The sequence below is a fragment of the Gordonia sp. SID5947 genome (assembly GCF_009862785.1).
Lineage (GTDB): Bacteria > Actinomycetota > Actinomycetes > Mycobacteriales > Mycobacteriaceae > Gordonia.
Genome location: NZ_WWHU01000001.1, coordinates 3803673 through 3817468 on the forward strand (window position 1 = coordinate 3803673; position 13796 = coordinate 3817468).

General features: G+C 63.6%; 13 protein-coding genes. 10 read left to right on the top strand and 3 right to left on the bottom strand.

Going from position 1 to position 13796, the window contains the following annotated elements; genetic code table 11:
* Positions 1-36 precede the first annotated feature (36 nt).
* Positions 37-888: an amidohydrolase family protein gene (locus tag GTV32_RS17360; protein ID WP_161061371.1), complete on the top strand. Its 852-nt coding sequence runs from the start codon at positions 37-39 to the stop codon at positions 886-888.
* A 109-nt stretch (positions 889-997) separates the two neighbouring features.
* Here the strand turns inward: GTV32_RS17360 and GTV32_RS17365 are convergent, their stop codons facing one another.
* Positions 998-1774, bottom strand: a complete 777-nt coding sequence (locus GTV32_RS17365; RefSeq protein ID WP_161061372.1) for an FCD domain-containing protein — start codon at positions 1772-1774, stop codon at positions 998-1000.
* A gap of 94 nt (positions 1775-1868) precedes the next feature.
* Complete coding sequence (locus GTV32_RS17370; protein WP_161061373.1) at positions 1869-2999, bottom strand: LLM class flavin-dependent oxidoreductase; 1131 nt, start codon at positions 2997-2999, stop codon at positions 1869-1871.
* A gap of 313 nt (positions 3000-3312) precedes the next feature.
* Here GTV32_RS17370 and GTV32_RS17375 point away from each other — a divergent pair, with 313 nt between their 5' ends.
* The 5 genes from GTV32_RS17375 to GTV32_RS23175 all read left to right on the top strand — a co-directional run bounded on the left by GTV32_RS17375 (position 3313) and on the right by GTV32_RS23175 (position 7719).
* Entirely contained in the window at positions 3313-3675 is a 363-nt protein-coding gene (locus tag GTV32_RS17375; RefSeq protein ID WP_161061374.1) for a cupin domain-containing protein, read from the top strand.
* An 84-nt stretch (positions 3676-3759) separates the two neighbouring features.
* Positions 3760-4149 carry a RidA family protein gene (locus GTV32_RS17380; RefSeq protein ID WP_161061375.1) on the top strand — a complete coding sequence of 130 codons (390 nt, stop codon included), beginning with the start codon at positions 3760-3762 and terminating at the stop codon, positions 4147-4149.
* Positions 4150-4236: 87 nt separating this feature from the next.
* Positions 4237-5634 carry an aspartate aminotransferase family protein gene (locus GTV32_RS17385; RefSeq protein WP_237421577.1) on the top strand — a complete coding sequence of 466 codons (1398 nt, stop codon included), beginning with the start codon at positions 4237-4239 and terminating at the stop codon, positions 5632-5634.
* Positions 5635-5706: 72 nt separating this feature from the next.
* The gene (locus tag GTV32_RS17390; protein WP_161061376.1) at positions 5707-6780 is read left to right on the top strand and encodes a 3,4-dihydroxy-2-butanone-4-phosphate synthase; all 1074 of its coding nucleotides are present in this window, start codon (positions 5707-5709) and stop codon (positions 6778-6780) included.
* A gap of 501 nt (positions 6781-7281) precedes the next feature.
* Positions 7282-7719, top strand: coding sequence for a hypothetical protein (locus GTV32_RS23175; protein WP_202422914.1), 438 nt, complete (start codon positions 7282-7284; stop codon positions 7717-7719).
* A gap of 34 nt (positions 7720-7753) precedes the next feature.
* Here the strand turns inward: GTV32_RS23175 and GTV32_RS17400 are convergent, their stop codons facing one another.
* On the bottom strand, positions 7754-8671 hold the full coding sequence (locus GTV32_RS17400) for an SDR family oxidoreductase (RefSeq protein ID WP_161061377.1): 918 nt from the start codon (positions 8669-8671) through the stop codon (positions 7754-7756).
* A gap of 272 nt (positions 8672-8943) precedes the next feature.
* Here GTV32_RS17400 and GTV32_RS17405 point away from each other — a divergent pair, with 272 nt between their 5' ends.
* From GTV32_RS17405 to GTV32_RS17420, 4 genes are read left to right on the top strand one after another with little or no spacing between them, the layout of a single operon-like run.
* Entirely contained in the window at positions 8944-10095 is a 1152-nt protein-coding gene (locus GTV32_RS17405; protein ID WP_161061378.1) for an acetyl-CoA acetyltransferase, read from the top strand.
* Between the two features lie 4 nt (positions 10096-10099).
* Entirely contained in the window at positions 10100-10495 is a 396-nt protein-coding gene (locus GTV32_RS17410; RefSeq protein WP_161061379.1) for a Zn-ribbon domain-containing OB-fold protein, read from the top strand.
* A complete protein-coding gene (locus GTV32_RS17415) occupies positions 10492-12624 on the top strand; it encodes an acetate--CoA ligase family protein (protein ID WP_161061380.1) in 2133 nt (710 codons plus the stop codon). The genes GTV32_RS17410 and GTV32_RS17415 overlap by 4 nt, the downstream gene beginning before the upstream one ends.
* On the top strand, positions 12621-13796 hold the full coding sequence (locus tag GTV32_RS17420; protein ID WP_161061381.1) for an acyl-CoA dehydrogenase family protein: 1176 nt from the start codon (positions 12621-12623) through the stop codon (positions 13794-13796). Before GTV32_RS17415 ends, GTV32_RS17420 begins: the two co-directional genes overlap by 4 nt.

A 13796-nucleotide genomic window follows, 5' to 3' on the forward strand; every position in this document is an offset into this window, starting at 1 on the left:
ATCGTCGGTGACTGGTCTTCGGAAGGGAGCGGAACTTTGATCGTTGATTGGCACACCCACGTGTGGCTGCCGGAACATCTGGGCGACTGGGGCGACTACCTGCACGGCGCGCCAGAAGAGGGCAGTCACGAACAGCACGCCAAGGCAATGGCCGAGGCGGGAGTCGAAGGGTTCATCGCGATCGCGCTGACGAGTCGGTTCTTGAACATGTCAGTGCCGAACGACTACGTGGCCGAATACGTCAACAACAGCGGCGGACTAGGTGTGGGCGTGGCGTCCGTGGACCCCAATGATCCCGGCGCGCTGGAGGAACTCGAGCGCGCGGCGACGGAATTGAAGCTGCGTGGCCTGAAACTCTCGCCGCCATACCAGAACTTTCATCCGCAGTCCGACGAGGCCTTTGCGATCTACGAGCTGGCCGATCGCTTTGGCATGTTCCTGATCTTCCATCAGGGCACCGTGTTCCACCCGCGATGCAGTCTGGCGGCAGCCAATCCGATTCTCCTGGATCCGGTGGCCGGCGCGTTTCCGCAGATGCCGATGATCATCGCACACCTGGGCCAGCCGTGGATCGGTGAGACCACTGCTGTGATGGCCAGACACAAGAACGTGTTCACCGATGTCTCCGCCCGGCTGACCCGACCATGGCAGCTCTACAACGGACTGATGGGCGCGTTGGACTACAACACCATCGACCGAGTCCTGTTCGGCACCGATTTCCCACTGGTGACGCCTCAACGGGGCGCTGAGCTGTTGCGCGGCCTCAACACCCGGTTGCAGGGTGTCACGCCCATCCCCGATGACGTGATCGAGGGTCTGCTGCACAACCGGCCGCTCAGTCTGATCACGCGCACAGGTGCTGTTGAGCCGGCATCTCGGAGGAGCTGACGAGGCTGTAAGCCGACGGCATGTGCGGGCGTCCGGTGATCGACTACCGCGCGCCCGCCTGTCGCGGTGCTCGGCAGGCCCATTCGCGCACCGTCGATCGAGAAGCGCGCTAGACCTCTGGAAGCAGTGTGTTCACAAACCCGTGCTCTGACTCGTCGTCACCCAGATAGATCTGCCGGATTCCGCGCATGTGCGCATTCACGGCTGCTGCGATCTGGTGGGGCGCACCGCTCTCCAGTGCATCGAGGAGGCGGGCGTGGGTGGCCAGGGACGTCTCGCGCAACTCGTCCGAGGTCGGTTGCCCGCTGAACTCGTGACGCAGTGCGGCCTGTTCGTTCACGAGCTGTCTGACGATCTCACGCAGCAGCGGATTACCAGAGGCCTCGGCCAGCCGTAGGTTGAAACGCATCGCGGCCTCTGCGTATTCGCCTGCGCTGTCGAGGGCGTCCGCCATCTCGGTATAGATGGCCCGCAGATCTCGCAAATCCGCGACTCGCCCTCTGGCAGAGACCAACAGCGCGACAGTCAACTCGATGGGCTCGCGTGCCTCGAGCAGCCACGCCATCACATCGCGTCGGTCACCGGGTAGACGCTCATCGGTGGTGGGCAGATCCGACACCGAGACCACAAACGTCCCGCCACCGCGACCACGCCGAGACTCCAACACACCCTTGCTCGCCAGCTCGTCGATGGCGAAGCTGACGATCGCCCGGCTGACACCGATGTCGGCTGCCAGCGTGCGCTCGGAGGGGAGACGATCGCCCTCCTTGTACACACCCGATCGAAGGGCGTCCACGATGATGGCGATGACGCGGTTGCGCATCGGTTGCCGGTCGGCGGATCGCATCGGCGCTATCGGGAGATCAACTATGTTTGCATCAGACATGTTCTTCCTGTCGCAGGTCGGGGAGTGACGGCCGATGCCGACGCTCGGCCTCACATACCTTGTGGATCAGGCGAATACGAGCCGCCGGAATCTCTCAGTAGGCGAGTTTCGGGGCAATCTCCTCCGCGAACAGTCGTATCGACGACAATGCATCCTCATGGCTCACGCCGTAGAACGGTGTCCAACACAGAATGTGGTTGACGTCGTATTCGTCGCGCAGTCGAATCATCTGATCACGCACCGATTCAGGCGTGCCGATCAAGAGGTGATCGCGGGCCAGCAGGAAATCGAACATGTCCTCACCGTTGTCCACATCGTCGGCGCTGCTGTAGAACGCGGTGCGGCCACGTGGTCCACCTGTCATCGCGCCGCCCATCCGGTTTGCCGCGGCTTCGGTCTTGGCGCGAGCCTCCTTCATGGACTCGGCCACGAAACACGGCCGGAGTATCGCGGTGCGCTCGCCGGGGCGCACCGGTCGCCCCGCCTCTTCGGAGGCGCGCGCGTACGTCGCGAAGAGCTGCCGGAGACGGTCGCCGGATGGCAGCCAGGTGATCACACCCATGTCACGGGCAGCCGCCAGGCTCACCCCACCTGGGCTCTCGGTGACCAGGTGCAACGGAGGATGCGGCGACTGGAGGGGTTTCGGAAGCACATCGAGTGCAATCTGTGTGCCGTCGGCGTCGACGACTGAACTGCTGCGCTCATGCCATGGCATCGGTCGGACCTTGAGCCCCGGCCTCGGGTAGCTGAAGTGTTCGCCCGAGTAGTTGAGATCGGAAGTGGTCCAAGCCTTCTCGACGATATCCAAGGACTCTACGAACAGCTGCAGGCTTGCCTTCTCGTTGGACCGGTCGGCATCGGGGTTGAGGTGCACGATGTCTCGTGGATCGATCCCGCGGCTGAAGGCGCAGTCGACCCGGCCGTCGCTGTAGTGGTCGAGGCTGGCGATGTCCTCCGCGGCGCGCAGGGGATTCCATGCCGGAAGTGTGACCGCCCCCAAGCCGATTCGAATGGACTCGGTGTGCGCTGCAATATGAGTTGCGAGCAGGGTGGGGTTGGGCAGTACGTCGAAACCCTCCTCCTGGAAGTGGTGCTCGCCGACCCATGCTCCGGTGAAGCCGGCCTTCTCTGCTTGCCGTACCTGCTCGACGTACTCGCGGATTACATCGCGATAGGGCAGGTTTCGGCCGTGGGTCCAAACATTGACCATGTAGTCGAAACGCACAGTACATCTCCTCGGACGCGGGCTCTTTAAGGATTCTGAATATTCCTATGCAGAATGTACCACCTCGCCCGAATCCTTAGGTAGGCCTTCAAATTGAAGGCCGTCGCGAGCGTCCTCAGTGAGCCCGATGGGCGGCGTATCTGAGGAAATGTGCAGGTAAAAGGCATTCCTTCGATGTGGCCGCGGTAGCGGTCGTGCGTGATGGGCAGATGCCCTTCCCGGGCGTATTGGTCTAGGCTATGATCCTTCTGGTACGCATCGGTCGCGCCAGGAACGACCGGAAAACCCTCGCTCGAAGGAGAGTCACAGCCAAATGAAAATCGTCAACATCGGCCGGCCGCTTCCGGAATCCACCGGGGACAATCCGATGTTCCGTGGAGAGGTGTACATGCGCTCGCTCGTCGCCCCGCCCGAAGCCGAACGCGTCCGGGTCCTCGAGGTCACCTTCCGTCCCGGCGGGCGCACCGTGTGGCACAAGCACTCCGTCGACCAATACCTGCTGGTCACCAACGGCCACGGTTTCATCGCCACAGACGAGGGGCGCAAGGAGATCTCGACCGGCGACCTGGTGTTCATCCCGGCACGCGAACGTCACGCGCACGGGGCGTTGGACGATTGCGATATGACCCATATCGCCATCATGGAACCGTCCGAGAACGAGATGGAGGACGACTGATCTCGTGCCGGACGCGTGAGCATCGTCTGACAACGCATTCGGCCCACGAGGCATGGTCACCAGAGAGATTGAGGAGAAACAAGTATGCGCCGGTCATTCCAGGTCCCGGGTCTTCCGGATCTCAGGCGGGCAGGTCTGTCCCACGGTGTCGAGACAGACGAATTCGTGTTCGTCGCATCGATGGCGTACCACGACACGGAGTTGCGCCGTGCCGACGAGGCTGTGACGATCGCGGACGAGACACGTATCTGTCTGGACCGTATGCAGCAGAAGCTGCAGGCGGTGGGCTGCGATCTGAGCCACGTCTGCAAGATGACGGTGTACCTCAGTGATCGCAACTATCAGGCCGAGTTTGCCAAGGTCTACAAGGAGTACTGGCCCGACGGTGAGTACCCGATGCGGTCGACGCACTTCGTGGGTATAGCCCGCGACTGCCGTGTCGAGCTCGACGCCATCGCAGTCAAACGAAAATGACCTGGCGTCGCGATCAGCTCAATGCACCGACAAGAATCCATGGCGGCCTAGGAGCGCGCCCCAGATAACCACTCAGAAGGACTCACGATGTCAATCATGACCCCGGAGCACGGAACGGTCGCGCCGGACGCAATGCGCCAGCGTGAACAAGTGCTCCGGCACCTTTGGATGAACTTCACCCGGATGTCTGACTACAGCCGCGACGACCTGCCCATGTGGGTGCGCGGCGAAGGCCCTTACATCTTCGACGACACCGGCAAGAAGTATCTCGACGGTCTGTCCGGCCTGTTCTGCAACAACATCGGACACGGCCGGGTCGAGATCGCCGAAGCAGCCGAACGCCAGTTGCGCACGCTGGCGTTCGCTCCCACATGGGGTGGCGCTCACCCGGTCGCGGCCGAACTGGCGGCCAAGATTGCGCACTACGCCCCCGGAGACCTGAACCGGGTGTTGTTCACCTCTGGTGGCAGCGAGGCAGTCGAGGCTGCGCTCAAGCTCGCGCGGCAGTACCACTACGAGCGCGGGGATCGCGGCCGTTACAAGGTGATCTCGCGTATGACCGCCTATCACGGCTGCACGATGTACGCGACGTCGGTGACACCTCTGAACTACTGCCGTGAACCATTCGAGCCGATGGTGGGGGGAGCCCGGTTCATCCCGAACACCGACCGATACCGGTGTGAGGGAGACTGGACCGCCGAGGCGCTGACCGCTCCCTTGGAGCGGACCATCGCCTTCGAGGGACCGAAGACGATCAGTGCGGTCATCATGGAGCCGGTTCAGGCCGGCGGCGGTGCGCTGGTGGCACCGCCGGGATACTACGAACGTGTTCGTGAAATCTGCGACGAGAACGGCATCCTGCTGATCGCCGACGAGGTGATCTGTGGCTGGGGCCGAATCGGTGACTGGTTTGCGTCGAACCGCTATGGGTTCGCCCCGGATCTGCTCACCACGGCCAAAGGCCTGACGTCCGCATACGCGCCGATGGGTGCGTTGATCGCAACGGACAAGGTGATGGAACCGTTCCTCGAGGGCACGACGACCTTCCAGCACGGACACACCTTCTCGGGACATCCGCTGTCGGCAGCCGTGGCACTGGCGAACATCGAGATCCTCGAGCGTGAACAGATCCCGCAGCACGTTCGGTCCAACGAAGGCACGTTGAGAGCTTCGCTGGATTCTCTGAGAGACATTCCGATCGTGGGAGACGTCCGCGGTGCCGGATACCTGTGGAGCATCGAGCTGGTCCGCGACAACGAGACCAAGGAGAAGTTCGGCTACTCCGAGGTGGACGAGTTGCTCAGGGATCTGATCTCGATGGAGCTCGAACGTCGTGGTCTGTTGCTGCGCACGGACCGGCGCGGAGAGCCCGCGATCACGCTCTCGCCACCGCTGATCTGTGGTCCGGAGCATTTCGACGAGATCCTCGGTCATCTGCGTCCCGTCCTGGAGAACGCCACCGACAAGCTGGGCCTCGGAAAATAGCCTGCTCATGGCGGCCGTGGATCCCGTACGGGATCCACGGCCGCCGTACCCTGCCCCAGGGAGACCATGACGATGAATACCGCTGTCTCTCAACAGTTCGACGCCGCAGTCACACATCTGCGCGCCGGACTGGCCGTGGTGCTGGTCGACGACACCACAGGTGTCTGCGCGACCGGAGACGTGTCCTTGGTGATGGCGGCCGAGCGCATCACCGCGGATGCCGTGGCCGGCATGGGCGGACGCACCAGCGGACTGCTGTGTGTCGCGCTGGAAGAATCCCGTGCAGACAGGCTGGGCCTGGTCCCGATGGTCGGTTCTCGGGTCGAGCGGCCACTCGGTGACGTGTTCGCGGTCACCGTCGACGCCCGATCCGACTTCCCGGTTGTGAGCGCGGCCGGTCGGGCCGCGACCATCCGTGCGCTCGCCGATCCACACACACGCCGAACCGACCTGAGCATGCCGGGCTGTGTGTTCCCCCTGCGGACCCGGCCCGAGGGGGTGCTCAGGGTCGCAAGCCGAGCGGAGGCGGCGGTCGACCTGTGCCAGATCGCGGGTCTGGAGCCCGTTGCCGTCGTGGCGAAACTCGTCGACCGCGAGGGAATGCTCGTCGGACGTGACGACGCCGACGAGGTCGCCGCGCAGCTCACGCTGCCTGCGGTGCGACTCACCGATCTCGTCCGCCACCTCCGCCGGACGACCAGCCTGATCCGGCGATGGGCACAAGCACGCCTACCGACTGCTTACGGTGCCTTCACTGCGATCGGGTATGAATCCACTCTGGACGGTGTGGAGCATCTGGCTCTGACGTTCGGATCGATCCGAGATGCGGGACGCACCCTGGTCGCGGTACATCACGAATGCTTGAAGGGTGATGTGTTCGGTTCTGCGGACTGCGAGTGCCGGACGTTGCTGGCACAGTCGCAACAACAGATCCGGGATGCCGGATCCGGTGTGCTGCTGTACCTGCGATCACCACTGCCGACAGGCTTCCGGACGGGGTCGTGTCCGGATGGCGGACAGAGCGATCGCGCGGATGTACCCTACGACGTCGTCGCGCAGATACTGGCGGACCTCGGCGTGGGTCTCTTCGACGTGACGGCAGGAAGTGCGCTGCGCCCAGACCGGATCGAGCAGCTCGATCTCTGAGCGGACCCTGGATGCGGCTACGAGCACGACATTACGAGATCCGTGCTTCGGGCGATCCCGAGCGCCTCCGGGAATGCTCGGCCGTCGGCGCTCGGAACCGGCCTGGACGGGGCTAAGCGGTCGCGCCAGGTGCGAAGGTGAAGACACCACGATCGAGCACGACCGTTCCGTCCTGTCGGTGGACCCGGAAGTATGCCCCCTCCGCATGGGCCACAGCGCGACCGAAAGGGTGTCTCCGGGATAGACCGGCGATGTGAAACGGGCGCCCATCGATCCGAAGAGTGCGGGATTCGATTCCGCCACATGGTGTAACAGCGCGCGACCGGCGACACCATAGCTGCACAGACCGTGCAGGATCGGCCGGTCGAAACCGCCTCTGAGTGCGAACCAGGGATCCGAATGCAACGGGTTACGGTCACCGCTGAGGCGATACAGCAGAGCCTGTTCCGGTCGGGTCGGGTAGGTGACCACGGAATCGGGTGCCGAGGTCGGGCTCGCCCATTGGTCGGCCGGCCCGCGATCACCGCCGAAACCGCCTTCGCCGCGGATGAACATCGAGCTGCGCGACGTCAGCACCGCGGCACCGTCCGTCGGGTCGACGGCATCGACTCGCCGACGGACCAGCGCGCCGGAACCCTTGTCGAAGATGCCCTCGATCGTCATGGTGACAGTCAGCTCTCCAGCCGTCGGCAAGGGCCGATGCAGTTCCACGAACTGTTCGGCGTGCACCAGTTGGGCATCGTCGTAGGGGCCGACGTCGACGTCGTCGTAGCCGGATGCGACGATGACGCCAAACGTCGGCAGGGCCTGCTGGGTCAGACCATTGCTGTTCTCCGTGGTGAATGCCAACTCCTGGTCGGGAGCGTCGATGCCCGCTCCGACGCCGATCGCGTACAGCAACGTGTCCCGCTCGACCCACGAAACCTGTACCGCCCTTGATGTCTCACCGACGCTGCTGAGTCGCAGCGGCATCTCAATGTTCCTCGCCGGCTGGGTAACCGGTCCATTCGACATTCGGCTTGGCCTCGGCGACCAGGCCCGGAACGACCTCGTCGAGCTCCTCAACCGCCCATCGGCCCTCTTTGTCGGCACGAGGTCCGGCACGCCAGCCCTCTGCGACACTGATCGTGCCGCCTGCGACATTGAAAACACGACCCGTGATCGCCGCCGCGGCTGGAGTTGCCAGCCACACGACCATCGGGGCGATGTTCTCCGGATCGCGAGAGAAGAACGGCTGATCGGGATCCGGTTCGGCAGTCAGTCCCTCGGTCATCCGCGTCAGCGCACCCGGCGCGATGGCATTGACGCGCACACCGTAGCGGGTCAACTCGTCGGCGGCGATGATGGTCATGGCCGCGATACCGGCCTTTGCGGCACCGTAGTTCGTCTGGCCGACCGCCCCGTAGATACCGGACGACGAAGTCGTGTTGATGACGCGAGCGTCGACATCTTCGCCCGCCTTTGCCCGGGCGCGCCAATGGTCGGCCGCATGGCGCAAGGGCGCGAAGGTCCCTCGAAGATGCACTCGGATGACGGCGTCCCACTCTTCGGGTGTCATGTTGACCAGCATGCGGTCTCGGAGGATGCCCGCGTTGTTGACCAAGACATCGAGCCGGCCGAAGTGCTCGATGGCTGAGTTGACGAGGCGGCCCGCGCCGTCGAAATCGGCGACGTCGTCCCCGTTGATCACCGCTTCGCCACCGGCAGAACGGATTTCCTCGACCACACCCGCCGCGGGCTGCTCGGAGCCGCCCACACCGTGCACGTCGGCACCGATGTCGTTGACGACCACTTTGGCACCGTGCCGCGCGAACTCCAGAGCATGACCTCTACCGATGCCCTGCCCTGCACCGGTGACGATGACCACTTTTCCGTCGAGAACGCCCGCCATGACTGCTCCTGTTCCTTGGATATCTGGATTCGACTACGACCGGCTCAGCGCGAGCGCGGTCGCTTCGAAACTATCACTACTTAGACCTTTGCATCAGATACGGGCATGTGAAGGCTGCCGAGTTGGGGCGAGGTGCGGATCTTGTGGATCGATAACTAATCCTTTACGCTCGCCAGTATGCGGCGCGCATCACAATCCACAATGCTCGCGCCGTATGGCCACATCAGTGGTCTGAAACACAAGCCAATCACAGTATCCGAAAGAGGAACAGCGTGACTAGAAGTCGTCGCGCCGCCGTCGTCGGCGTCGCTCACTCCGACTTGGGGAAGACGCCACACCTCAGCGTCATGTCGCAGCAGGCTCTGGCTGCCAAGAAAGCGCTCGATGAGTCGGGACTCGGCTTCGGCGACGTCGACGCCCTGTTCACCAGTGGCATGTGGTCGTGGGCGCCCGCGCTGTCGCTGGCCGAGTATCTCGGCATCCAGCCCAAGTACATGGACACGTCCAGCGTCGGCGGATGCTCATTCGAGACGCACGTGGGCCATGCGATGGCTGCCATCGAGGCAGGCATGATCGATGTCGCGCTGATCACCTACGGAAGCACGGCCAAGACCGGTGGCTCCAACTGGGCGGATGCCGCAGACGTGATGGAGCGCCAATTCGTCTTTCCCTACGGATTCCCGGATCCGATCGGTGCGTATGCCATGGCGGCACAACGCTATATGCACACCTACGGTGCCACGAGCGCCCAACTTGCCGAGGTCGCGGTGGCTGCGCGCGCCTGGGCCGGGATGAATCCGGAGGCATACCTGCGGGAACCGATCACCGTCGATGATGTGCTCAACTCGACCATGATCGCCGATCCGTTGCACAAGATGGACTGCTGCCTGGTGACCGACGGCGGCGGAGCGATCGTGGTTGCGGCAGAGGAGCGCTGGGCAGAGATCGCGACGAAGCCTGTCGAGATCCTCGGCTACGGCGAGTCGATGACCCACATGAGCATCGCGAACAGTCCCGACATCACCGTGACCGGTGCCGCGGTATCGGGGCCGGCGGCGATGCAGATGGCCGGTGTTCACTTCGAGGACATCGATCTCGTCGAGGTCTATGACTCATTCACCATCACCGTCTTGTTGACGCTGGAGTCCCTCGGGTTCTGCAAACCAGGAGAAGCCGCATCGTTCGTCGAGAACGGGCGGATCGCACCTGGTGGCGAATTCCCACTCAACACGAACGGCGGTGGTCTCTCGTTCACCCATCCGGGCATGTACGGGATCTTTCTGCTGATCGAGGCGACCCGGCAGTTGCGCGGCGATTACGCCGGCGAAGGTCTTCGTCAGGTATCCGATGCGGACGTGGCTCTGGTGCACGGTACCGGCGGCACTCTCTCATCGACGTCCACCGTCATTCTCGGAAAGGGATGATCAGATGTCACAATTCGCCACGAGCCCGGAAACGGTGCCGTTCTGGGACGGAGTGCAGGAGGGCGAACTCCGCTTGCAGCGATGCGCGGACTGCGACAAGGCGGTCTTCTTCCCGCGTGCGCTCTGTCCGTTCTGTCATTCCGATCGGCTCGACTGGTTCACCGCGTCGGGTTCCGGTGTCGTGTACACCTACACCGTGGTGCGCCGGACGTGGGGCGCATTCGCCGATCAGGTTCCCTACATCGTCGCCTTGGTGGATCTCGAAGAAGGTCCGCGGATGATGACCCGAATCATCGACACCGACGAGGTGGCGATCGGTGATCGGGCAGAGGTGGTCTTCTCCGACCTGGGGATCGATGACGGTCCCACGCTCCCGTGCTTCCGAAAGGTGACCCGATGAACAGTCAGAGCGGAGCGGATCCGGCATCCGTGCGCGCGCTCTTCGAGCCCCGGTCGATCGCTCTGGTGGGCGCATCCGAGAAATCCACCTGGGCACAGTACATCGTCTCCCACCTGACCGAATTCGGCTATGACGGCGATCTCTACCTCGTCAACCCCCGCGGTGGAACAATCCTGGGCCAGAAGGCTTTTCAGACGCTCGCCGAGATCGGCGTCAAGGTCGACGTCGTCTACGTGATGGTCCCGACACCGGCTGTGACGGCGGTGCTGCTCGAGGCCGCAGCCCTGGGTATCCGGAACTTCGTCGTGCTGACGGCGGGATTCGGCGAGGTCGGGGGAGAGGGCCACCGTCGCGAGGCCGAGTTGCGCGAACTCGCCCGTGAACACGGACTGACGATCCTGGGACCCAACGGGGTCGGCTACATCAACGTGACTGCGAACACCGCGCCATACGGTCTGCCGGTGCCGACCCCGCTCATCGCGGGAGGCGTGGGCGTCGTCCTGCAGAGCGGCGCACTGGCGTCTGCCTTCCTGAACTTCTCGCATGCGCACAATGTCGGCCTGAGCTTGCTGACGTCGATGGGTAACGAGACCGTGCTGACCGTCACCGATGTGATGGACTACCTGATCGACGACCCGGCAACCAAGGTCATCGCGCTCTTCCTCGAGACTGTCCGAGATCCCGAACGGTTCCGTCAGGTCGCGATGCGGGCGGCGGCGGTGGGCAAGCCGGTGGTTGTACTGAAGATCGGGACGAGCGAGCTCGCTGCCCATACGGCACAAGCGCATACGGGCGCGCTCGTCGGTGATGACCAGGTGGCCGACGCAGCCTTCCGTCAGCTCGGCATCGTCCGGGTGCGCAGTGTGGAGGACCTGCTCTACACCGCTTATCTGCTGTCTGAGGTCGGTATGCCGGCGGGCGACCGGATGGCCATCGTGACTCCCTCCGGAGGTGCTTCGGAGATCATGGCCGACCGGGCGGCGGACGAGGGAGTGCAGCTTCCGGCGTTCAAACCCGAGACGGTACAGCGCCTCAGGGCGATCCTTCCGGACTTCGCGACGCCGCAGAACCCCCTCGACATCACCGGGTACATCTCGGTCGACCCGACGTTGCTGGCCCGGGCCTACGAGGTGGTGATCGAGGACGGTGGTTACGACATGGTGGTATTGCTCAACAGCTTCCCGCGGTCCACGTCGAAGACCGCCTGGGATGAGATCGACGCGATCGTGGCTCCGCTGGCGCCGATGATGGCCCGTTCGCCGATTCCTTCCGCCATTCTCGCCACCGTCATCGGGGACACCACCGAGCAGGGGCTGGAGGTCCAGGCGAAGTACGGGTTCCGTTATGTCGCAGGCATCGACAATGCGATGACGGCCTTCGGTGCGGTGGCGCGGGCGCAGCAACTGACAACCCGCGCCCGGGAACGCAGCGTCTCCGCCACCATCGACGAACCGATCGTGTTGGACGGCGAGACCACCGGTGTCTGGGCCGAGCATCGCGCCGCCAGACTTCTTGCCTCACAAGGAATCCCGATGGTCCCGTCGGAGTTGGTGGGTAGTGCGGCCGACGCTGTTGCCGCCGCCGAGGGCATGGGCTTCCCGGTGGTGCTGAAGGCGGCCGCCGAAGGGCTGGGCCACAAGAGCGATATCGGTGGCGTCCAGTTGAATCTGCGGGACGCGGTCGAGGTGACGACGGCATTCGACGTCATTCAGAGCGGTCTTTCGGCGAGCGGCTACGCGGGTGGACAGGTCCTGGTTCAGCCGATGCGGTCGACTGGTGTCGAACTGATCGTCGGTGTCGTCCGCGACCCGAGCTGGGGCTTGACGATGGTCCTCGGGATGGGGGGCATCTGGGTCGAGATATTGAAGGACGTCTCACATCTCGTGCTCCCCGTCGATGAGGTGGACATCCGCCAGGCATTGCAGCGACTGCGCGCGTACCGGTTGCTGGAGGGGGTGCGAGGTAGTGCACCCGTCGACATCACCACGCTGGCGAATGTGATCGGCAAGGTCGCCGACCTTGCCTGCCGGCTGGGCGATGATCTCGAGTCACTGGAGATCAATCCGCTGTCCGCCACGGCCGAGCGTATCGAGGCGCTGGATGCACTCATCACCTGGAGGCAATCATGAAGCTCACGCTGACTCCCGAAGAGCAGCAGTTCCGCGACGAGCTGCGAACCTTTTTCACCACCGAGATGCCGATTCAACTGCGGGACAAGGTGCGCGCCGGGGTGGAGCTGAGCCGCGACGAGATGGTGGCGGCTCATCGGATCCTGAACGACGGTGGACTCGCCTCTCCGAACTGGTCGGTCGAGTTCGGCGGCAAGGACTGGACGCCGCTGCAGTTCCACATCTGGCTCGACGAGTTGCACCGCGCATCGAGCCCGATGCCCAACACGTTCAACACCACGCTGGTCGGGCCGCTCCTCATCGAGTTCGGTAGCCCGGAACAGCAGGAGAAGTTCATCCCACCGACCGCCAACCTGGACATCTGGTGGGCTCAGGGGTTTTCGGAACCCGAAGCCGGTTCTGATCTCGCCGCGGTCAAGATGCGCGCGGTTCGGGACGGGTCGGACTATGTGCTCAACGGCCAGAAGACCTGGACGAGCGAAGCGCATCTGGCGGACTGGATTTTCTGTTTGGTTCGCACAGATCCGAACGCTCCGAAGCGCCAGCAGGGCATTTCTTTCATACTGGTCGACATGAAGACGCCCGGGATAACGGTGCGTCCCATCGAGTTGATCGACGGGTATCACGAGGTCAACGAGGTCTTCTTCGACAACGTGCGGGTACCGGCGGAGAACCTGGTCGGCGAGGAGAACAAGGGTTGGGACTACGCAAAGTTCCTGCTGGGCAACGAGCGTGGCGCGGCCCGTTCGGTGCGCCCGTTGCGAATGGACATCGAGAAGGCCAAACGTGCCGCTGCCTCGACACTGCTGGGCGGACGTCCGTTGCTGGAGGATCCGCACTTCGCCGCTCGGATAGCCGATCTGGAGTGCCGGATTGACGCGCTGGACATCACGTTGTTGCGGGTCGTCGGTGAATCATCAAACGGCAAGCCGAGCTCGGCGTCGTCGGTTCTGAAGCTTCTGGATTCCGAGCTCCAGCAAGAGGTCACCGAGCTGCTCCTGGATGTCTCGGGACGGGACGCGGACCCGATCTACGCCGATGGCGGACTGCGGACCGAGGTCTGGACCCAGCATGCCGCACGTCGGTACTTCAACATGCGCAAGAAGTCGATCTACGGCGGATCCAGCGAGGTGCAGCGCACCATCGTGGCTTCCTCGATTCTGGGACTGTGA